Source organism: Trichocoleus sp. DQ-U1, assembly GCF_039961925.1.
GTDB lineage: Bacteria > Cyanobacteriota > Cyanobacteriia > Cyanobacteriales > FACHB-T130 > FACHB-T130.
This window is the reverse complement of sequence record NZ_JAMPKB010000007.1, coordinates 43,668-66,206: the sequence shown is the minus strand read 5'-3', so window position 1 is coordinate 66,206 and position 22,539 is coordinate 43,668. Positions and strand designations below refer to the sequence as shown.

The window sequence follows — 22,539 nt, the reverse complement described above, 5'->3', positions numbered from 1 at the left end:
ATGCACTGCTGCATTTCTTGGCTAATTCGATTTTGGTTTAACTTCACCGTCATTAAAGGTACTTTTGTTGGCGTTAACCTTAAGAATGCGGAAGGTGCGATCGCATCTATCTAATTAAATGCTTTAAATTTCTTCCGAATGACCTATCAGGATTTCATCCTAATTTCATTTTTTTGTAAAACACTGAGAAATACCTACTGCTTTCTTGAACTAACTTACAGATCAGGAGCGAGGATAGTTAAATAAATTGATGCCCCTATCTATGCAAATTAATTCTTTTAAAAATGGTTTTTTGGCTGTCACCCTGGTAGCGATCGCCTCCATGACTGGCGGATTTCTGACAGCTTGTTCTAGTGGCTCTCAAAACCAAGCCCAAGCCCCAACCGCCTCCCCATCAGATGCTGGCGGCATGGAACACATGGAACACAGGGGACACGGAAGCGGCATGAATCATAGCATGGCAATGGATTTAGGGCCAGCCGATGCTAACTACGAGCTGCGGTTTCTCGACGGGATGACCGTGCATCATCAAGGTGCAGTGATGATGGCAAAAGAAGCCCAACAAAAATCGAAACGTCCTGAAATTAAACAGCTAGCAGACAAGATTATCCAAGATCAAAACAAAGAAATTAATCAAATGAAACAGTGGCGGCAGGCATGGTATCCCCAAGCCAGCAAACAGCCGGTTGCTTACGGAGGTGTAGACAAATCCGTAGTTCCCATGTCAGAAAATCAACGCCAAAGCATGATGATGTCTGGGGATATGGGCGCTGCTGATGCTGAATTCGATCTGCGCTTTATCAATGGGATGATTGCTCACCATGAAGGTGCTTTAACAATGGCTCAAGATGCACTGAATAAGTCGAAGCGTCCCGAAATTAAACAATTGTCTCAACAAATTCTTGCTTCACAAAAAGCAGAAATTGAGACAATGCAGCAGTGGCGACAAGCTTGGTACAAAAAGTAATTCAGAAGTTAGTTGAAAGCAGGAAGGGGCGACAAAACAGCACCGATATCCACCTAGGGCAGGATTTCTCCCTTCCCGTGAACGGGGAGGGTTGGGGTGGGGTTCCTGATTTCATCCTAATTTCATTCTTTTGTGCAAACTTAATATCTAGATGGTGGTTTAACGCTGTTGCGGTCAGCCTCACTGGCTATTTCGGCAGTAGGTAAGTGCCCTTGCTAGAGGGCTGGAAGAAAACCTCGCTATCCCATCCAAACGCAAGGAACCCCTTAGTTATGCTTTTTTTTGCTTCCAAGCCATCTAAGGCACGCGATCGCTTATTTGGGACACTCCTGAGCCTACTCCTACTGGCTGCACCAACCTCGGTTCTCGCCCATGCTGGACATGGGGATGAGTTTCATGGAGAAACCGAAGCTAGCCAGGGAACTCCCCAAGGGATTCAAGTAGATGCCCAAACAGCAAAACGGATGGGAATCGAGGTAAAACCAGTCTCTCAACAACGGCTGGGTTTTGGCATTAAAACCACGGGTCAAATTGAAACGTTGCCCAGCCAAAAAGCGGAAGTGACAGCACCTACTCCGGGAAAAATCGTTGAGCTTCTCGTGGAACCCGGTGCAGTGGTGCAAGCAGGCAAAGTCGTCGCCGTTATCGCCGCACCCGACTTAGTAGAACTGCGCGTAGGTTCCCAGGAAAAACGAGGCGAAGCCGAAGCGGATCTGCAACAGGCGCAAGCAGATTTAAAGCTAGCTCAAGAAAATTATCAGCAATACTCGCAGATAGCCGCCTCAGACATTCAGCAAGCTCGCACTGAACTAGCAGTCGCTCAAGAACAGTATGAACGCGATCGCGAGTTGGAGCGTGCAGGAGCGTTGCCACGTCGCCAAATGCTGGAGTCTCTGGCTCACCTGGCAGAAGCCAAAACGCAATTGACCAAAGCAACCAGCCGTCGGGAAGTGCTGGAAGCCGAAGCGCAACTCAAACGCGCCCAATCAGCTGTAAAAGTGGCAAATTCCCGGATTCGCCTGAGTAATACCGCTTATCAGACGCGGCTGCAACAACTGGGAACCCGCGCCAATGACAAAGGGTTGGTGACGGTAACGGCTCCCATTTCTGGCACCGTTGCCGACCGGGAAATTACCCTCGGTCAATCGGTGGAGGAGGCGGGGGCAAAGCTGATGACCATCCTGAATAATAATCGGGTATGGGCTACGGCGAGTATCTACGAAAAAGATTTAAATAAGGTAAAAATTGGGCAACGAGTTAGGGTGAAGGTTGCCAGCTTGCCGAATCGCACCTTCACAGGCAAGATTGCGGTGATTGGCTCGGTTGTAGAAGGGGAAACGCGAGTCGTGCCAGTCAAAGCTGAACTGGATAACCCTGGCGGACAGTTGAAGCCGGGGATGTTTGCAGAATTGGAAGTGTTAACTGACCAAACTCCCGCGCCTATCTTAGTTATTCCGAGTTCAGCAGTGGTGGAAACCAATGGCAGGCAGCGAGTTTACGTGCAAAATGGTACCGCCTTTGAGCCAGTTGAAGTCACCTTGGGGCGAACCGTGGGGGATGTCGTTGAAGTCAAGGGAAGTTTGTTTGAGGGCGATCGCATTGTCACCCAAGGCGCAATTCAACTTTATGCCCAATCCTTACGCAGCGGCAGCTCAGAAGGCAAAAGCGAACAGAAACAGCCTTTAACTCAAAGCTCGGACGCAATTAATCGCGTCTCTACAATTCAAAACTCACTTCCTTGGTGGTGGGTTTTGCCATCTGGGGGAGCGATCGCATTCGTTGCCTTTTGGTTAGGACGCCGCACCAAAAAAGCCGTCAGTTTGGTAAATTTCTCAGTTCCCGAAATGCCGAAAACTCAGGATTCCGATCCTCAGCAACTAACACCAAAACGGTAGATTATGCCTACCTCTAGCCTGAACGCCTGAGCGAGCTAAGATCCAGAAACGAAGCTGCTGGAGAGCGAGCGTGGTATACAACCCACTGCAAATACCATCTGGGGACTAACTGGCTGATTCTGACGATACCCCAGTGGATATGCAAAATCTAATCCCCACCTTGCTGAGCGCAATTTTAAGTTGGTTGTGGAGCTAAAAGAATCGGAAAGAGCGATCGCACAGTTAGGGAATCTGATCCGCCTCACAAAGAGACAAAATTGTATTCAAAAATGCCTTTAATTCAGGACATACGTTGACAGCATTCATCAGATCGTTTCTCCTCAAAATACTAACAGCATCGCGTGTTTTGCTATAACTGCGGCATTTGCCCTGTTTTTGACCCTGTTCAAAGATTTCTTTAATCCGATAGGACGGTGGATTATCATGATTAACCCGCTCAGGGGAACCACTGGGTGCTGACTTATTACCTCCAGATATTTGCTGAATTGTTGACCAAAACGGTAAAAGCCAAGCCTCAAAATCATACTGCGCTGCATGGGGATAAAATCTGGGGTTATTTCCTACCCAGGATCTCATTTTTTCTTTTGCATCTTGTGCATCTACGAAATCATTAGTACCTGTGTAAACATCTGTTATTGCAATTACTGCATCATAACCATCTTTCTCCAGCAAATTCTCAACAACACGTCTAAGTTTATCCTCTTTAGGAATACGACCTTCCTGTGGGATAAACTTGAGTTTTGGCATCGGTGGCTCTAGGCGTGACTTTAGAAAATCGTGCAGCTTAGTCTTAAAGGCCATTTCAGTTGCTCCCTCAACCAAAATAGCGATTTTCATGGTCGCCCTCCGATTATATTCATTGCCCAAATCTGATCTAGGCTATAGTCTTTTAGCCAGTGGTCTAAGTCCATTGAATCAGCCCAAGTCATGGTTGTCAGACCATCTTCAGAATCGCACACTAGCACCTCTTTAGGCTCTAGAAATCGAATTAGCCTATCTGAGTGAGTTGCCACAATCAGTTGAGTACGCTCGGCAGCTTCTCTCATCACATGAGCTAATAATCGCAATAACTCTGGATGCAAACTAACTTCTGGCTCGTCAATTAGGGTGACAGCAGATAGATCGCGACTTTGCAGGAGGGTAACTAACCAGAGAAATCGCAATGTGCCCTCAGACAGCTGATCCATATAAAGGGGCTGAGAGAAATTTTTGTCCTTCCAAGTCATTGCCAAAGTTCCTGCTGCTACGGGTGGAAACCCCAATCGTTGAAAATCTGGAAAGGCAGCAGCTAGCGTATCTTCAACTAAAGCAAATCGATCCGAATCTGTTTCCCGCAGATAATAAAGACAGGAAACCAAATCCTCTCCATTGGCTCCTGGCAATGTTGCAGGGCGCATTCGTTGAGGGAGACGTATAGTGCTTTTGGGGGCAACATTCAATTCCCATGACCTGTAAAAAGTACACGAAGCTAATCTCTTTCGTAGATTCTCCGGCTGCTCATACATCTTGGGAACCTGAGAAAGGGAGGTTTCTAAAGGATTATGTTCCCAGCTAGGGCGCAATAGCTTTTCATCAACAGTATTGTAATACTTGATATCCGAGCCACGAGACTCTATGTACTTGAAAGGGTTAGGAGCAAAGGGATATCGCTGTTGGGTCAGAGTTTCTAGACCAATTTCCTCAAATTGACCCTTGAGAATAAGTCTGAGGTAATATTTCAGCGGTTCTTCATTCGGTACAGGCATTGACAAGGAGATTGCCACACTATCTGCCTTATCCCGCGTCACCATTTGACTCAGACCACTCAACTCTGAAATCTTGGACTGTAACTGACCCTTTGCGGACGCTGCCAGGAGTGAGAATATCTCCAAAAAAGAAGTTTTGCCTACACCGTTAGCACCAATCATTACGGTTAGGGGTCGCATATCCACTTGAACTTCAAACAAGCGTCGGAAGCCATCAATCCTGATGTTGTCAAATGTGTTCATACTCAATCTATCTGTAGTCGATTAATACCCTGCTGCCTAGTGTAGTGCTTCAAGCCAAGCTAAACCGACCTCCCCAGCACTACTCTTGCCGTGTCATTACTAAATATCTGGTGCCATCTAATTTCACCCTGATTTCATTTTGCTGTGTCAATTATTTAAAAAGGAGTTCTCTAAACTGACACCTGACAAATGCTCAGTGCGCTCATCAAGTGGTCTATCAAACAACGCTGGCTAGTTGTCCTCGCCGCTATGCTGGTGACAGTTTGGATATTTCGCGTGGCGTCGCAAATGCCAGTGGATGTATTTCCCAGCTTTGCTCCGCCCCAAGTCGAAATTCAAACAGAAGCCCCCGGATTAGCACCAGAAGAAGTAGAATCTCTGGTTACTTTACCGATTGAAAGTGCTATTAATGGGACTCCCGGAGTCACAACAGTACGGTCTGCTTCAGCGGTGGGGCTTTCAGTTGTGAAAGTTATCTTCAATTGGGAAACTGATATTTATCAAGCCCGACAATTGGTGACAGAGCGATTGCAGCAAGCGCAAGAAAAGCTGCCAGAAAGTGTTGATTCGCCACAAATTTCTCCAATTAGTTCTCCAATCGGCACTGTATTGCAATATGCTTTCACTGTTGAAGAAGGCAATAGGCAACAAGCATCTTCACCTAGCACTGACTTGATGGAGGTCAGGCGTATCGTAGATTGGCAGGTGACAAACCGCCTTTTAGCGGTTCCTGGCGTCTCGCAGGTAATCGCTTATGGGGGTGATATTCGCCAGTATCAAATATTAGTCGATCCAGCGAAACTAAAAGCGTTTGATGTGTCTTTACAGGACGTGACTGAAGCCGCAGAAAAAGCCAATGTTAACGCTCCGGGTGGATTTCTCATTAACCCTGACCAAGAGCTATTAATTCGGGGTGTTGGGCGGATTGAGTCCATTGAAGACTTGCGACAATCAGCGATTACCGCTCGAAATGGAACACCGATTCGATTAGGCGAGGTCGCTGATGTCAAAATTGGTGCCGCACTCAAGCGGGGCGATGGCAGTTTGAATGGCAAAAAGGCAATTGTGGTCATGATTAACAAACAGCCACAAGCCGATACTCCCACGGTCACTCGTGCCATTGAGGCGGCAATGAAAGAGGTGAAATCGAGTTTGCCTCCGGATGTAAAAATGACGGTTACTTTCCGTCAAGAAGACTTTATCGACGCCTCGATTGAAAATGTTCGGGAAGCACTCGTTGAAGGCAGTATTATTGTTGCTTTTATTCTTGTCCCGTTTTTGATGAATTGGCGCACGCTTGTCGTGAGTCTCACTGCACTTCCCTTGTCTTTGTTGTTAGGATTGCTAGCGTTAAATTGGCTGGGATATGGTCTGAATACGATGACTCTGGGAGGCTTGGCAGTTGCGATTGGTTCAGCCGTTGATGATGCCATTGTGGACGCTGAAAATGTCTACCGTAGCTTACGAGAAAATAAGCTGGCAGGGAAACCAAAGTCACCATTAGAAGTTGTCTTTGAAGGGTGTCAGGAGGTGCGCGATTCTCTATTTGGTGCCACTTTAATTACTGTAGTGGTTTTCTCGCCAGTTTTCGCCCTCGCCGGTGTGGAAGGTCGCATTTTTACACCGATGGGAGTGGCTTATTTAGTGGCAGTTCTGGCTTCTAGCGTGACCGCACTTACCATCACTCCAGCTTTGTGCGCCATCTTATTGCCTCACGGTCATTTGCCAGAAAAAGAACCGTGGGTTGCAAGATTTTTTAAAGGGCTTTATCGTCCATTTTTAATGTTTTCTTTGCGGAATTCTCATCTGATTTTGGTAGTTGCGGCTGCGAGTTTAGTGGCAGCGATCGCTCTTGTCCCCTCCTTGGGACGGGTGTTTTTGCCGGAGTTCCAAGAGCGATCGCTCGTCAATACCCTGACTCTGTATCCCGGTGTCTCCCTAGAAGCGACTAATCGCGCCGGTTTTGCCCTTCAGGATGCGCTTAAGGATGACCCGCGCTTTGATTTTATCCAGTTGCGATCGGGACGTGCACCGGGAGATGCGGATGCGGCGGGTGTCAACTTGGCGCACTTGGATGTAGAACTGAGTGAAAAGGGGATAAAAGACCGGAAAGGAAGCATTGAAAAGTTGCGAGCGGAATTTGCTAGATTACCAGGAGTTGCGCCGAATATTGGCGGATTTATCTCTCACCGGATGGATGAAGTGCTGTCTGGGGTGAGGAGCGCGATCGCTGTCAAAATTTTTGGTCCAGATTTAGAACAACTCCGCACTCTGGGTAAACAAGTCGAAGAGATTATGAAAACTGTTGGGGGTGTTGTAGACTTGCAACTCGAACCCCAACTGCCCATTAGACAAGTACAAATTCAGTTTGATCGCCAACAAGCAGCTCGTTATGGCTTAACCGTCGGAGAACTTTCCGAAACGATTGAAACTGCGCTCAATGGACGTGTAGTTTCTCAAGTTTTGGAGGAACAACAAACTTTTGACCTGGTTGTATGGTTAAAAGAAGATGCTCGGAGCAATCTAGAAACCATCCGCAATTTATTAGTGAGTACACCAACAAATCAAAAGATTCCCTTAGCTCAGTTAGCACAAATTGGCTACGGCACTGGCCCGAATACCATCAACCGCGAGAATGTTTCCCGCTTAATTGTCGTCTCGTCTAATGCTAGCGGTCGAGATTTGCGCTCTGTCGTTGATGAAATCAGAGGCAAAGTTAAACAACAAGTACAATTACCAGCTGGTTACTTTATCGAATACGGCGGTCAATTTGAGTCGGAACAACGCGCTACTCAAAACATCTTGATATTCAGTGCGATCGCATTTGTGGTGATTACGGTCTTAATCTACTTGTCTGTTAAGTCCATCCCCTCAACTGCGATGATTATGATTAATTTACCCTTGGCATTGGTGGGAGGTGTCATTTCAGTGGCATTAACGGGTGGGATTATTTCCGTCGCCTCTCTGGTTGGCTTTATTACTCTATTTGGAGTTGCCACTCGCAACGGATTGTTATTAGTTGATAATTACAACGCTAAATTTGCCACGGGAATGCCTTTTTGGGAAGTAATCATTCAAGGTTCGATGGAAAGGCTCAATGCCATTTTAATGACGGCTTTTACCTCCGCTTTGGGGTTAGCACCTCTGGTCGTGGGAGGAGGTGCAGGAAAGGAAATCTTGCAGCCGTTGGCGGTGGTTGTGTTAGGAGGGTTGTTTACTTCTACAGCGTTAACGCTGTTAGTTTTACCCGCTTTGTATGCCAAGTTTGGCAAAGTTTTGCTGCCGAAACAGGTAAATCCGGTGTCCGAGCTATAAGTTGCGAAAAGAAGAATTTAAACCACAAAGACGTAAAGGACATGAAAAGAAAATGAAATTATTGAAGGCAAATTTAATTATTTTGGGAAGTGTCGGAGTGCTTTTTTTAGGCGCTTGCACTGGCGAACAGCAGGCATCGAAACCTGATAATAGTCCCACAGAAGCGAAAACGAATGTTCCTGCTGTTTCTCCTTCAGAAACGGCAGCCAAACCTGACCATTCACAACCTTCCAAAGGGGGTAAAGTCGTCGAGACGGGAAAATATCATTTAGAGTTCGTGCCTGAAAAAGAAGCGAACGGCACTCACTTAGATTTGTATCTTCAGAAAGGCGACACCCACGAAGCAGTTTCTAATGCCAAAGTCACGGCTCAAGTTCAGTTACCCAATGGGAGTCAAAAAACCCTAGACATGAAATACGATGTTCAGGGTAAGCACTACGCTGTTTTGCTACCCGAACAAGCATCAGGCGAGTATAAGGTGGTCATCCTCTCGGAAATCAATGGCGAAAAGGCGAACGGTCGTTTTACTTTTAATCGCTAGCAATGCTAGGGGTACGAAGCTATAGCAATCCTATTTGAGTTGTGAGATCCAGTGGTTTAGATACCCGACTTCTTAGAGAAGTCGGGTATCTCGCTTTAACGAATCATTTGGGACTGCTGTTGTAGGTTGGGTTAAGGAATTAAACCCAACCTAATACTAAAAAATGACATCGTTTCATTCAGCTCTTTTACTGAAAATCCCGTACTCTTAGAATGCTAAAGATTGGATTTAGTCGTTGCCTGTGACCTTTTGAATCAAGTCTTGTGCTTTTTCGATTAAATTAGAGTCGTTATTGTTTTCTGTGGAATTGAGTACAGTCTTTTCGTTTGCCTTTTCGCTATAGTCAAAGGGTTCATTGGGGTTTGCTGATTTTTGCTGCTTATCCTCTTCAAGAAAACCTGTTGCTTCGCTATATTGATAGGCGCGGTCAACTCGGTCGTCTGATGTCAGCTTATCTCTTGAATGTAATACTGCATAACTAGGCTGTGCGGCGATGAATAAACTTGCCACACTGATTAAAGTTATTACACTTAAAACAAAAATATTTTTATGGAGTTTTTGTTTTAAAGTTACTAAAATTCGTTGCATGGAAATTTCCTCCCAATTGCTTTTTGTGAGAATTGATGATGCGCGAGTAGATAGGACTACTAACACCATTTATTAAGTACGAAATGAATCGTACTTATCTAGTTACATCTATGCCGTCTGCCGCAGGATACATTCGTTTATTTTTTTAACCATTCATGATGAATTTTTATTCCTCGGCTCTGCATAGTTTGTTCAAATAAATCGGTGGAAAGTGCCTGTTCTACAGGCCAGACGCCTGGTTTTTTGAGTTTGCCTGCTAGCAATAATTCGGCAAGGGTGCCGGTGCCATAACCGGCTGCCACGGCTGTATTTTCATGCACTAAAGTTGAGCAATAACTTGCTGGCCGATCATCTTTATAACCGTTGACTTCAGAGCGAATTGCTACACCGATGCCAGTGAAGCGATCGCTAACATCTGTCATTCGGTGGCTGACGCGAGCTAAAAATTCGATGACTTTTGGATTGTTGAGCCAGCTAGAGGGCCACCAGTGGGCAACGCTCCAAGTTAGATAATTGTAAAAATCGGGAACTGTACCAAATTTGGTAATGACGGTTTTAACAGGAAAAGTGTCGGGTAGCGTGAAGGCTTCTGGCATATCAAACCAGTAAACGCCGATGCGACCATAGGGAGCAGGAAATTCAATGGTTTCGCGATCGCTATACGGCTTGATTATCTGCCACTGACCATTTATCCAAGCTTTAAAAGGGCTTTGTAGCCCTAAAAATGTTGTTCGCATCACCGTAATGCCAGCGCCCCCCGACCCCGATACTAGATAGCTCAGATGAATGCGTTCTGTCTCATCTAGTTGCTCGACGCCCTGGCGTACCATGCTATTAGAAATACCGGGGAAAATACCCGTATTAATAATTGCTGTAACTCCAGCAGCAGCAGCTTCGTCTCGGAAATCCAATGCTTTGCGAGTAAAAGATGGGTGATCGCTGACATCCAGATAGTTGACACCCACTTCTATACAAGTTTTTAGGACTTGGGCATCTCGGTAGTGAAATGGTCCCGCACAGTGGATTACAAGATCGCAAGCAGCGATCGCATCCCTCAACACTTCTCGATCCGCTAAATCTAAAACCTGGAATTGCACTTGCGATCCCAGCTTTTCGCTGACCAACGTTGGCAAGCTTGCAACACCGTGCGCCCCGATTGGGTTTCTGCCAGTAACGGTAATTTGCGCCTGTGTGTGAGCGACGATATCCGCCGCCACATTGCTACCAATCCGTCCGCTTCCTCCCAGAATTAAAACCCGTGTCATTAATCAAGTTGTTAACGCTATCTTCAGTTCATCAGGTTTGCCTGCTTCTCTCCATCGGTACCAAGGCAGACTTTTTTTCAGTAGAACAGACAAATTTTATCGAAATCCGGAAGATCAATTTGTCGATCGGCTGACCTACATGAGATATTAGATGACTTTCACACCCAGCTTTGGGAAGTAGTATCTACCCGAAAACTTCACTTTGTTACACTATACTTAAGAAAGATGTATAAAAAAATCTTCTATGATAAACAAACAAATACCCATGAAGTACCCATAAAGCGGGCATCAATCGTTCGTGAATCAAGGAAAATAAAATCTTTTTTTTAATTGCTAAGAACTCCTAAATTCTAAAGATAACTTTAGGTTGGCATCATTGAGTTGCGAATGAAGGGAGTAATTAGCTGGATTTGGTATAACTTCTCAATGGAAGTGTCCAGCGGTGAAAAAGGAAATTTTCGAGCAGCAGATTGAGGCGACCTCACAACGCCGGAAAGAGCTTTGGCAACGAACTGAGGAATTTCCCACCCAGGACAAGCAACTACTGGTGGAAAGTTTGCAAGAACACGACCAAACTCTAGAAGAATTGCAAGTAACTTTAGAGGAACTGCGATCGCAGAATGAAGAGCTAATCGCCAGCCGTCAGACTGTGGAAATCCAGCGACAGCGCTACCAAGATTTATTCGAGCTGGCTCCAGACGCTTACTTGGCGACGAATCTTGATGCCGTGATTCTAGAAGCCAACCAAGCGGTAGCGCACTTGCTGAATATTTCTCAGGAACACTTGCTCGGCAAACCGTTAGTTATTTTTGTAACGGGTAAGGCTTTGCAAAACTTTTATACAAACTTAAGCCAATTCCTCGCAACTGACCAAGTAAGCAAATGGGAGGTTGAGATTCAAACCCGGCAGGGTACGCGCTTTCCCGCCACCTTCAAAGTTAAAGCAGTGCGCGACTCAAGCGGTCGGGTGGTAGAACTGCTCTGGCTGTTACAAGACATTACCGAGCGCAAGCAGCACGAAGCGGCTTTTCAGAGCGATCGCCATCTTCTCGAAACCCAGGTCGAACAACGAACGGCTGAGCTTCTGGAAACCAACGAGCGGCTCAAACAGGAGATCGCTAAACGTCAGCGGGCTGAAAAAGCGCTGTGGCAGCGGGCGGAAGGGGAATGGGCGATCCGGGTGATTACCGAACGCATCCGCCAGTCGCTCAACCTAGAGGAAATTCTCAACACGACGGTGGCAGAAATTCGACAAGTTCTAGGGAGCGATCGCGTACTGATTTTCCGCACAGAGCCGAATGGGGATGGCGTCGTGGTGGCTGAATCAGTAGATGCAGCTTGGCTCTCATTCATCGGCATTACCGCACCCGCAGCCATGTTTAGAGAATGTATGCCCCTCTATCGGCAGGGGAACGCCAGAGTAATTGATGACATTCAACAAGCAGGGTTTCCAGCAGATATCACTGAGTTTTTCCACTCGTCGCAAGTCAAAGCCGCCTTAGGCGTTCCCATCATGCATGGGGAGAGGTTTTGGGGGTTACTTGCAGCTCATCAATGTTCGGCACCGCGTCACTGGGAACCGCTGGAGATCGATCTGCTAAAGCAATTGGCAATCCAAGTATCTATTGGCATTCAGCAATCAGAACTGTATCGGCAAGTCCAGCAACTGAATACGAACCTGGAACGCCAGGTACGCGATCGCACTGCCCAATTGCAACAAGCGCTCGACTTTGAAGCACTGCTCAAACGCATCACCGACGATGTCCGCGATCGCCTTGATGAAAACCAGATTTTACAAGTTGTCGTCTGGGAATTAGGCGTCGGGCTGAATATTGATGGCTGCGATACAGGTTTATACGATGCCGACCAGACCACGTCTACCATCAGCTACGAATACACCCTAGGAATCCCTTCTGCTCAGGGACAGGTAGTGCAGATGGCAGACTTCTGGGAGGGTTATTCTCAGCTGCTGCAAGGCAAATATTTCCAATTTTGTCAGATGGTGCCCGATAGTCGAGGTGCGCTGACCAGACTCGCTTGCCCCATTGTTGATGACCAAGGGGTATTGGGGGATTTATGGTTATTTAAGCCCCAGCAAGACGTCTTCAGCGAGCTAGAAATTCGACTGGTGCAACAGGTCGCGAATCAGTGCGCGATCGCCCTTCGGCAAGCCCGGCTGCATCAAGCAGCGCGATCGCAAGTCGAGGAACTGGAAAAACTCAATCGCCTCAAAGATGACTTTCTCAATACCGTTCCCCACGAGTTACGCACACCAGTCTCTAACATGAAAATGGCGATTCAGATGTTGTCCATTGCTTTGAATCGTGACTATGCCTTATTTGCCGAAATGGGCAAGCCGAGGGAACAACAAAGCAAAGTCGCTCGCTACTTTCAGATTTTACAGAACGAGTGCGAACGAGAAATTCGCCTGATTGATGACCTGCTGGATTTACAAAAACTCTATGCAGGCGCTCACCCTTTATTACTGAGTGCGATTCAGCTCCAGGAATGGCTGCCGCCCATTGTAGAACCTTTTCAAGAGCGAGCCAGAAACCACCAGCAAACCTTGCTCCTTGACCTCCCTGCCGACCTCCCTCGCTTCATCTGCGACCCCACGACGCTAGGCAGGATTTTGAGCGAGTTACTAGAAAACGCCTGCAAGTACACCCCCGCATCAGAAACGATCGCATTCAAAGTCCAGAGTCAGCCAGGGAGCGTTCAGTTTAGCGTCAGCAATTCCGGCGTGGAGATTCCGGAACGCGAACTTCCGCATATCTTTGACAAGTTTTACCGCATTCCCAGTAATGACCCGTGGAAGCAAGGGGGAACGGGATTAGGGTTGACGATCGTGAAAAGATTAATCGCCCATTTGAAAGGGACTCTGCGAGTGGAAAGTAAGGATCGTCAGACCTGCTTTATCCTCGATTTACCGAGCGATCGCTCAGCTCAAATTATCTCCTAATCCTTCCATTCGTAGGGGCACGGGCAATGCCGTGCCCCGATTTATCGCTACGAAATTTTAAACACAGACTCAACCGTAGATTTGAGAGAATTTCCCGCATCCTTCAGCTTTTGGGCAATTGGCTGCTGAGTATGCAGGAACACACGAGCGCAGTTGCGTCCCGGCATCCCGGAAATAGAACCGCCTGGATGAGTACCCGCACCGCTGAGAAATAACCCTTCAATCGGAGTTTTGTAGTTCGCCAATTCCGGCAACGGACGGAAAAAGACCATTTGGTCGAGGGTCATATCAACGTGGTAGTAGTTCCCTTTGTAAGCGCCCAAGCGATCGCCGAGTTCCGCTGGACTTTCAACAGCACGAGCGATAATGGAGTGCTTGAGATTCGGTGAATAATCGGCTAGCTTATCTAACACGCGGTCTGCGACTTTGTTTTTCAGTTCATCTGTCCAGCCAGTACCATGCAAACCCGTACCTTCTGCACCGGCAATCTGATAAGGCGCGAAAAACTCAATCCACAGCGTATGCTTGCCTTCCGGAGCCATCGACGGATCGAGTACCGTGGGTACGACCACATACATTGAGGGATCGGAATCGGGAATGTTGCCGATAGAAGCCTCGCTGTGAGCAATTTCCACATGGCGCACCGAGTCAGCAATCAAAACTGAGCCAATCAGGTACTCATCCTGGTGGTTGTGGTGTTCAAAGCGCAAAGGCTCCGAGAGGGCGCAATCGATCTTGAGAATCGTTTCGTTGTTGTTGACAATTCTGCGCTCTAAGCGCTCCCTTAAATTCGGGTCGGCTGAATCAACATCGCTCTCATCCATGTGGCGTAGGAACAAGCGCTTGGCATCAATGTTGGAGATCACCCCAGTTTTAGCGCGGTATTCGGTGCCACCTGCCACCCGCACGCCCACTGCACGACCGTCATCGATTAATACTTTTTCAACGGTCTGGTCGCACAGGACGACACCGCCTTTACTTTTCACTAGCTTCAGCAAAGCATCAACCAGTGCGCCGCTACCACCTTTAGGTCGCGCCATTCCGGGGTCATGGCGCATCGCCATCATGATTGAACCGACAGAAATGGTTTTTTGGGACGGAGGTGCGCCAAGCTCTGCGGAGAGTCGAGCCAAGGGCGCTTTCAGAAACTCGGAATCAAACCACTCGTTGAGGATATCTTCCGGGCTGGTGAGCATGGTACGAATCAGATCCAACGTCTTATTTGGCCCACCCAAGACGGAGAATAAATCTTGCAGCTTTTTGAGGTCGTAATTGCCAGCAATGTCAACGATCGATTTTGGCGGTGCGTTGAACACCGGGATCATTGCACCCAGTACGCGCTGCCAGTACTCGGTATATTCGGCATATTTTTTGGCATCGCGATCGCTATAACGTGCAATCTCTGCACAAGTTTTTTCAACGGATTTGTGACCTAAAAAGTATTTGCCATCAGGATGGGGGCAAAAAGCGACTGGGTCGCAATATAAATATTCCAAGCCATATTTAGTGAGTTCTAACTCTTCGACTACCGGACCCAAGTGAATGAACTCGTGGTCAATCGAGCAGAGGTTGAACTTAAAACCCGGTGCCTCTTTCGGTAAGATTTCTTCGGTTGTTGCGCCGCCGCCCGGAATGGAGCGCTTTTCTAGTAACAGAACGCTATAGCCTGCTTTGAGCAGATATGCGGCACAGACAAGTCCGTTGTGACCGGCACCAATAATGACAACATCGTACTCTTGCATGGACAATACTCTCAGACCCGTGTATATCCCCGATTCTAAGAAAGTTAAGAACTTTAAAGGGTCTATCACTCGAAGGATATCCTACGCCCGGAGCCGTCAGCTAGACGCGGGAGAAAACGCCTTTAGGGCTGTTTGTGATGAGGCGCGAATATCAGGCCAAGCACAGGGCAAGCAGCCGCTAAGGGCATGGCGTCTACTCGGAGAGGCGTAGGGCAAAGCGGACAGAATCGTGAGAGGTGGTGAGAGATGGTAAGAGGCGCGATCGCGCTCATGCCAAGCGAGGCGTTAGCCTAGCGCAGAAAAAGTCAGTTCGCTGATTTTCTTCGTTAACCGCGGCTAAACTCTAGCCCAAAGCAATTCTCGCAGTTATACTGGCTAGGTCTACATCGTCTTGGAACGGGTCAGCACTACAGAATATGAATCCTGTTGTCAAAATTGTTCAACCCTCTGGCATTTTAGACGGTATGAAGGCGACTCAGTTTCGTCAAGAAATTAGCGATATTGTTGAAAACGGAGGCAATATGGTGTTAATTGACTTTAAGGACGTTACCTTTATGGATAGTTCTGGGTTGGGGGCGCTAGTGCTTGCACTCAAAACTGTTCGCGCCGCCGGTGGTAAACTCTTTATTTGCTCGATTAATGAGCAAGTAAGAATGTTATTTGAACTGACCAGTATGGATCGCGTCTTTGAAATCTTTCCGAATCGTGAAGAATTCAATAACGCGATTAGTCAATAGCTAATGGCTAATCGCTAATGGCTAATCGCGATCGACAATTAGCACTTAGCAATTAGCACTTAGCACTTGACTAATCAAAGTTGATTTGCAGCAACGATAAATCATCGTCAAAATAGTCTTTTGGATTCCTATCTTGAACAGAATTCACGATCCGATCTAGATTATTCTGATGATTTTTCGGAAATTCCGTCAGCAGATCGATGAATGCATCAAGACCCCAAATCGTGCCGTCTGGTTGGTTAATTTCATAAATTCCATCACTGAAAATGTATAGGGTACTGGATTTTTCCACCTCGCAGCTACCATCCATAAATTCAGCATCAGGAAACATCCCAACTGGCAACCCTGGGGTTTTTAAGCGTTTGACTTGGGTTACTAAATTCGAGTTTGCAGAGATTAAAACTGCCGGTGGATGCCCAGCACTGGCGTAAACTAGGGTGCGCTTAACTCGGTTATAGACTCCGTACCAGATAGTGAAATATTTATCATTTCGCTGAGTCATCTGGAACGTTTCATTCAACGCCTTCAGGACATCACTAGGCTCATAGTAATTAATTTTCGGAAGGGCTTGGCTTTTGAGTAAGTTCATTACAGAAAGAGACGGTAAAGCAGCCCGCAATCCATGTCCGGCGACATCTAGCAGATAAATCGCTAAATGATCTGGATCTAGCCAGTAATAATCAAAGCCATCCCCTCCTAATTGGCGGGAAGGAACAAAACGAGAATCAATGGTTACAGGAGGTGAGGTCAGCGGAGAAGGAAGGATGGAACACACATACTCGGCTGCTTCTGCTAATTCCGCCTCCAACAGCAGTTTTTGGTGCTGCAAGTCGTGGCTGAGTTGGTGTAACCTCAAGCCTGCCCGCACTCGCGCCTTCAACTCATACATATCGATGGGCTTGCACAAAAAATCATCTGCCCCAGCATCCAGCCCTTTCACCCGATCCTCGACGGAACCCATCGATGTCAGCAAAATAAAGAAAGTTGTTGAAAGTTCTGCGGTTGCCTTGACCTGACGGCACACTTCCAGTCCGTTCATGCGCGGCATGATCCAATCGCAAATTACCAGTGCGGGTCGTAACTTTTGCGCTAGGGTCAAACCGGCTTCGCCATCGCTGGCGACGGTTAACTCATAACCCTCGCTTTTTAGCGTTCTTTTGAGCAATAGCTGAATCGCCGGGTCATCATCAATAATCAGAACTTGAACCATGAGATAGAGGGACTACAGGTCGCTTAAGATGGAAGGCAGTTAAAACTGAAGGATGACACCTGAGGCAAGTGTGAAGATCGCTAAACTTCACCGAAAATATGCACAATCATAAACAAGTATAGTCATCGGTTGCTCGAAGTTATCTAGGCTTTCCACTCGTTACTGACTCGCATTATGATGATCAACATTGTTACTGCGATCGAAAATGCTCATGTAGATATTTTGAGAGCCGTCATCACCAAATCTAGCAAGTTCTACGCCCAAAGCTATCAATACTTCCAGTCTAAGCACCTCCGACTTCTTCACTCATGCCACCCATTCATGAGGCTAATGAGAAAGTGGCACGCTGCCCACTAACCAGAAAATTCATTGCGATCGCAACGATTACCTATAGGCTAGACTGGATTCTCTCTAATTTGTGCCGATGTTTAATACAAAGTTTCAGTGTCGTTGATTAAAAAGGCTTTGAACAGTTGAAACTCATCAAAAAAATCTCTGTACAAGTTTCCAGCGACCTCAAGGCGTTAGATGGTGTTTTGTCATGGTTTGAAGGTTTAAATCAACCTGAGATTCCTAAAAAAGTTTGGCTACAGTGCCAATTAGCTCTGGCTGAAGGCTTTACTAACGCAGTTCGTCATGCCCACAAAGGCAAAACTTCAGATGTTCCAATTGATATTGAAGTTAATTTGTTTTCGGAATGTTTAGAAATCCGAATTTGGGATCAAGGACCGCCTTTTAATTTAGAAGCCCGCCTTAAAAAACCAGAGGAGATCAGCAAGAATGCCACGGGGGGGCGGGGTATCGCCATTTTACAAAAAATCGCGGACTATCTGAGTTATACCCGCACTGACAACCGGAATTGCCTGTTAGTTGTAAAAAATTATTCTAATTTGTTAGCCTCTGATTGAATTTCACACAAAGATAAGTAGAAGTTTAATTTCTAATAAGATTTTAATCTTCACAACTGGAGAAAGAAAAGAGATTTATAGACCTAGAAGGCTGTAGGATCGAGGGTTAAGAGGCTAGGAGTTGGCTGAAGGACGGACTTCTTAGCGTCTGGAGTACGAATGTCTTCAGGAAAACGGTTTTTGGGTTGATGAGCGCCTACCGGCTGAAATAACCATACAACAGAGCGAGCAATGGGATGGGTGCGAGTAGCGATCGCGCAATCCTAGCACTGCTGACGAACCTACCCTACGGGAAGCCAACGCCATTTTACGTTTTTAGCTTCTCGCGCACTTAATTTACAAGAGGAATCTGAGATTATGACCGCACCGACTCAAGAGGCGATGTTAGCGACGCCTGCTTTTTGCGATGGAATTCAATATTTTGGCGAGAATTTGCCAGGATTTGAGACGGCTGGAAAATCTCCTGCCATAGAAGAAGGTAAGCCAAGCATCGCATCTCCCACCGATCCGGCTGCTGTCTTCCAAACTTTATTGTATGCAGATGCTTTACGCTATTTGACCCTGCAAGTCACTGCAAGTAAGGCGTCTGGGCACCCTGGCGGTTTTGCGAGTCAAGCGGAAGCGTATGCCGCATTGGTTATGCTCGGTTACAAGAATATCATCACCGAAGTCGGGCATCACGCCCCCGGATTTTATAGTGCCATGTTCTTGGATCGGTCGCTAGAGGACATGGGAATCACGACCGTGCAGCAATTGCGCGATCGCTTCCGGGAAAAACACGGACTCTTAGGACACCTCTCCGGCTACATTCCGGGCATTCTCGCACCCGCTGGTCCCTTAGGACAAGGGCAACACTTCGCAATGGCAGCAGCAAAGCTGCACCGCGACAAGCTTTTCCCCTTCACCCTCGGTGACGGAGGTTTAGGCGAACCCTACATTATGAGTGGGATGGGACATTTCCACACCGCTTATCCCGAAGTCACGAATTTCTTGCCCGTTCTAGTTTGGAACGGCTACAGCCAGGAACACCATAGCATGGTGTCCACTAAGTCCAACGAGCAGATGATCGGTTACTGGCGTGGCAATGGGTTTGAAGAAGTTGTCTTAATTAACGCCAAAGACTTCGACGATCAAAACCAGCCAGGAGATTATGTTGATAGCACAGCCTTTTCCTTCGAGAAGCGACTGGAATTCACCAAAGCGGTGCTACTGGCAGTAGATAAAGCAGCGAAATCTGCACTTGGCGGCAAACTCACCGTATTGATTATTAAACAGCTCAAGGGTGCGGGTGTCCACGCCAAAGGCGCAAAATCCCACAACCTCTATCCCAAAGACACCCTGGATAGTCCCCACATCTCCAACGCCTTGAAAGCACGCGCCTTATCCTCTGCGGCGTGGGAATTGGTGCGGACGAATTGCGAACGTGCTGGTGGTGGTCCTGCTTCTAAGACTGTTGTGACAGAATTTGAGTTACCGTTGCCAGACTTGGGTGAATTGCCCTTGGAAGAATATTCTGTGGGTGGCGAGGCAAAGGTGTCAACGACAGCGATGGGGCGTTTGGTGGGGAAAGTCGGAGAAAGCGATCGCAATTTCCTCGTTACCAACGCTGACGGCAACGAAGCCTCTGGGATTGCCAATATTAACCAAGCCCTGAAGATTATCCACCCCACAGTGGACGATCTCTACAATCAAACACCCCAAGGACAAGTTTACGAACCCCTCAGTGAAGACGCTTGTGCCGGGTTAGCGGTTGGCTTGTCCCTTATGGGTGCTAGAACTCTCTGGTGTTCCTACGAATCCTTTGCCATCAACGGCTTACCGATTTGGCAAACCGTAACGCAAGCGATGGCGGAATTGCGCCGTCCCACTCCCTCTACGATTACCTTATACACTGCTGGAGCCTTGGAACAAGGGCGTAACGGTTGGACGCACCAACGCCCGGAAATTGAAGCGTATTTCGCCGCCATGATGCGGAATGGCAATGTTTTCCCCCTATTCCCTCCTGATGCCAATAGTATCCAAGTCTGCTACGACTGGGCGCTGACAACGAAGAATAAGGGAATTGTGATTACTGCTAGTAAGTCGCCGCTACCGATTCGCACTACCTTTGAACAAACTCGCCAAGGGTTGCACGACGGTGCCATTGTGCTGCATGAAATCCCCGGTGACAAGATGGTGGTGTTTGCCGTGATTGGCGATATGACGCTGATGCCAGTCTTTGAAGCCGCTGCGTTTTTAGAAACCGAAGGAATTGGGGCGCGGATTGTCTCGATTGTTAATCCCCGCCGCTTGTATCGTCCCCATGATGTCTCCTGGGATACCTGTTCCGAATCCGATGGCGACTTCTTGGACGATGCTGGCTTTGCCAAGCTATTTAATGGTGATGCTTTAGTTGGTGTCACAGGTGGCGCTTCTGGGATGCTAGAACCCATCATGCTGCGGAGTAACTGCAAGCGCGATACTTTCGCCTGGAAGCGTGGTGAAACGACTGCTAGTGCGGGTGAATTGATGGCATTTAATGGTTTGACGGCTGAAGCATTAACGAAACGCGCGATTGAGTTAGTGCATTAAGTTTAGTTAGCTTATAAAGTTTTATCGCTCTCTTGTTTCTTCAGGAGAGCGATATCACTACTTGTTGTATTATTTAGAGGTAGTAGCAGCTAAAATACAAACTTATAACTAATATTTTGACTGCAACAAGCACAATTGTTGCTTATTTTCTTTTAAGTTTAATCAGGGCTTACGAAAAGAGAAATAAAATTACTTAAATTAGAGATACTTTAGATTGTTTTTATGGTTTACTTCAATTAAGTAAGTATTTAATATTGCATGGTTCTAAAAATCAAGTTTGATTCAAAAACAAACCTAAAGTTTGAAGCAGTTATAAAAATAAAAAAGTGATTTTATACTTTGATTTAAACAAATTATTGCAGGCGATCGCCTATACTAATAAATTAAAATTTTCTGTCACGAATTTGAAGCATTGGAGATTGGAGTCAGCGTGCAGAAAGAGATGAGAAAATTATAGGGGCAGCGTTCGGATTTAGCATGACAACCAAACCAAAAATTATTGTCCTCGATGATGACCCTACTGGTTCTCAGACGGTTCACGGCTGCCTGCTGCTGACGCGCTGGGATGTAGATACCTTGCGGTTAGGGTTGGCGGATGAATCACCGATTTTCTTTGTGCTGACGAACACGAGGGCGCTGACTCCAGAGGAAGCGGCAAAGGTTACTAGAGAAGCTTGCCGTAACTTGAAGGAAGCCATTACCCAATCAAACATCCATGACTTTCTAATTGTCAGTCGTTCTGACTCCACCCTGCGCGGACATTATCCAGTGGAAACGGATGTGATTGCCGAAGAATTGGGTTCCTTTGATGCCCATTTCCTGGTTCCTGCCTTCTTTGAGGGGGGACGAGTGACCCGCGACAGCGTACATTATCTGATAATTGACGGCGTTCCTACACCCGTTCACGAAACTGAGTTTGCCCGCGATTCCGTCTTTGGCTACCACCATAGTTATTTGCCTGATTATGTGGAAGAGAAGACAAAAGGTGGAATTCCAGCTAACAAGGTAGAACGATTTCTACTAGCAGATATTCGCGCTGGAAGTTTGGAACGGCTGATGAACCTCAGTGGCAATCGGTGCGGCGTCGTAGATGGGGAAATTCAAGCAGATTTAAACCGCTTTGCAGAAGATATTCTAGCAGCAGCCAGTCAGGGAAAACGCTTCCTATTTCGCAGTGCTGCCAGTATCTTAACCGCCTTGGCTGCTTTGCCTCCGCAACCTGTAGCCGCAGAAGATATGGCGCAATATGTGCGGGAAGGCAAACCGGGCGCAGTGATTGTCGGTTCTCATGTCAAAAAGACGACACAACAGCTAGAACAACTGCTAAAAGAACCAGGTACGGTTGGCATTGAAGTAGAGATTGAACGTTTACTTGATGATTCTGTCACTGCGTTAGAAAGTCTCCTCAATGAAACACTGGAAAAGGTTCACGCAGCGTACAATTCGGGGAAAACGCCTGTAGTTTACACTAGCCGCAAAGAACTTACTTTTAAGGATGTGCAAACGCGGTTACTGTTTGGGGAAGATGTTTCTGCTTTGTTGATGGATATCGTACAGGGTTTACCTGCAAATATTGGGTTTCTCATCAGCAAAGGCGGCATTACTTCTAATGATGTTCTGAGTACAGGTTTGGCGTTAACCTCAGCGCGGTTACTCGGTCAAATTTTGGCCGGATGTTCGATGGTACGGACTCCAGAGAATCATCCCCAATTTCCGAATTTGCCCGTGGTATTGTTTCCCGGCAATGTGGGGGATACGGATGGATTAGCCACGGTTTATCGGCGTCTGAGTTAGCATCGTTAGTCATTAGAAAGGTTGAAGGTTGAGGGATAAGAAGTTCTCCAGTTGCC

15 protein-coding genes are annotated in these 22,539 nt (G+C 47.0%); 9 read left to right on the top strand and 6 right to left on the bottom strand.

Going from position 1 to position 22,539, the window contains the following annotated elements; all coding sequences use genetic code 11:
• Positions 1 to 262: 262 nt before the first annotated feature.
• Positions 263 to 967: a DUF305 domain-containing protein gene (locus NDI34_RS04790; RefSeq protein ID WP_348232018.1), complete on the top strand. Its 705-nt coding sequence runs from the start codon at positions 263 to 265 to the stop codon at positions 965 to 967.
• Between the two features lie 272 nt (positions 968 to 1,239).
• Positions 1,240 to 2,862 carry an efflux RND transporter periplasmic adaptor subunit gene (locus NDI34_RS04785; protein ID WP_348232017.1) on the top strand — a complete coding sequence of 541 codons (1,623 nt, stop codon included), beginning with the start codon at positions 1,240 to 1,242 and terminating at the stop codon, positions 2,860 to 2,862.
• 222 nt (positions 2,863 to 3,084) lie between these two features.
• Here the strand turns inward: NDI34_RS04785 and NDI34_RS04780 are convergent, their stop codons facing one another.
• Together NDI34_RS04780 and NDI34_RS04775 are read right to left on the bottom strand one after the other, a co-directional pair.
• Positions 3,085 to 3,699, bottom strand: a complete 615-nt coding sequence (locus NDI34_RS04780) for a DUF4276 family protein (RefSeq protein WP_348232016.1) — start codon at positions 3,697 to 3,699, stop codon at positions 3,085 to 3,087.
• Positions 3,696 to 4,850, bottom strand: a complete 1,155-nt coding sequence (locus tag NDI34_RS04775) for an AAA family ATPase (RefSeq protein ID WP_190532202.1) — start codon at positions 4,848 to 4,850, stop codon at positions 3,696 to 3,698. The genes NDI34_RS04780 and NDI34_RS04775 overlap by 4 nt, the downstream gene beginning before the upstream one ends.
• Before the next feature lie 189 nt (positions 4,851 to 5,039).
• On the opposite strand from NDI34_RS04775, the gene NDI34_RS04770 reads away from it, so the two are divergent.
• A complete protein-coding gene (locus NDI34_RS04770; RefSeq protein WP_348232015.1) occupies positions 5,040 to 8,165 on the top strand; it encodes an efflux RND transporter permease subunit in 3,126 nt (1,041 codons plus the stop codon).
• Positions 8,166 to 8,217: 52 nt separating this feature from the next.
• Positions 8,218 to 8,706, top strand: coding sequence for a hypothetical protein (locus tag NDI34_RS04765; RefSeq protein ID WP_190432455.1), 489 nt, complete (start codon positions 8,218 to 8,220; stop codon positions 8,704 to 8,706).
• Positions 8,707 to 8,934: 228 nt separating this feature from the next.
• Here the strand turns inward: NDI34_RS04765 and NDI34_RS04760 are convergent, their stop codons facing one another.
• Together NDI34_RS04760 and NDI34_RS04755 are read right to left on the bottom strand one after the other, a co-directional pair.
• Positions 8,935 to 9,294 (bottom strand): hypothetical protein, encoded by a 360-nt coding sequence (locus tag NDI34_RS04760; protein WP_190986233.1) that lies wholly within the window; start codon positions 9,292 to 9,294, stop codon positions 8,935 to 8,937.
• A gap of 137 nt (positions 9,295 to 9,431) precedes the next feature.
• Complete coding sequence (locus NDI34_RS04755; RefSeq protein WP_190432453.1) at positions 9,432 to 10,559, bottom strand: saccharopine dehydrogenase NADP-binding domain-containing protein; 1,128 nt, start codon at positions 10,557 to 10,559, stop codon at positions 9,432 to 9,434.
• A 442-nt stretch (positions 10,560 to 11,001) separates the two neighbouring features.
• Between NDI34_RS04755 and NDI34_RS04750 the strand changes: the two genes are divergently transcribed.
• Positions 11,002 to 13,521, top strand: a complete 2,520-nt coding sequence (locus tag NDI34_RS04750) for a GAF domain-containing protein (protein WP_348232014.1) — start codon at positions 11,002 to 11,004, stop codon at positions 13,519 to 13,521.
• 47 nt (positions 13,522 to 13,568) lie between these two features.
• Here NDI34_RS04750 and crtO read toward each other — a convergent pair whose 3' ends face one another.
• Positions 13,569 to 15,263 (bottom strand): beta-carotene ketolase CrtO, encoded by a 1,695-nt coding sequence (gene crtO, locus NDI34_RS04745; protein ID WP_190411638.1) that lies wholly within the window; start codon positions 15,261 to 15,263, stop codon positions 13,569 to 13,571.
• Positions 15,264 to 15,679: 416 nt separating this feature from the next.
• Between crtO and NDI34_RS04740 the strand changes: the two genes are divergently transcribed.
• Positions 15,680 to 16,000, top strand: a complete 321-nt coding sequence (locus NDI34_RS04740; protein WP_190411640.1) for an STAS domain-containing protein — start codon at positions 15,680 to 15,682, stop codon at positions 15,998 to 16,000.
• 70 nt (positions 16,001 to 16,070) lie between these two features.
• Here the strand turns inward: NDI34_RS04740 and NDI34_RS04735 are convergent, their stop codons facing one another.
• Positions 16,071 to 17,210, bottom strand: coding sequence for a SpoIIE family protein phosphatase (locus tag NDI34_RS04735; protein ID WP_190411641.1), 1,140 nt, complete (start codon positions 17,208 to 17,210; stop codon positions 16,071 to 16,073).
• Positions 17,211 to 17,683: 473 nt separating this feature from the next.
• Between NDI34_RS04735 and NDI34_RS04730 the strand changes: the two genes are divergently transcribed.
• From NDI34_RS04730 to NDI34_RS04720, 3 genes are all read left to right on the top strand, one after another.
• Positions 17,684 to 18,118 carry an ATP-binding protein gene (locus NDI34_RS04730; protein WP_190411642.1) on the top strand — a complete coding sequence of 145 codons (435 nt, stop codon included), beginning with the start codon at positions 17,684 to 17,686 and terminating at the stop codon, positions 18,116 to 18,118.
• A 357-nt stretch (positions 18,119 to 18,475) separates the two neighbouring features.
• Positions 18,476 to 20,689: a phosphoketolase gene (locus tag NDI34_RS04725; RefSeq protein ID WP_190411643.1), complete on the top strand. Its 2,214-nt coding sequence runs from the start codon at positions 18,476 to 18,478 to the stop codon at positions 20,687 to 20,689.
• Between the two features lie 477 nt (positions 20,690 to 21,166).
• The gene (locus tag NDI34_RS04720) at positions 21,167 to 22,483 is read left to right on the top strand and encodes a four-carbon acid sugar kinase family protein (protein ID WP_348232013.1); all 1,317 of its coding nucleotides are present in this window, start codon (positions 21,167 to 21,169) and stop codon (positions 22,481 to 22,483) included.
• Positions 22,484 to 22,539 lie beyond the last annotated feature (56 nt).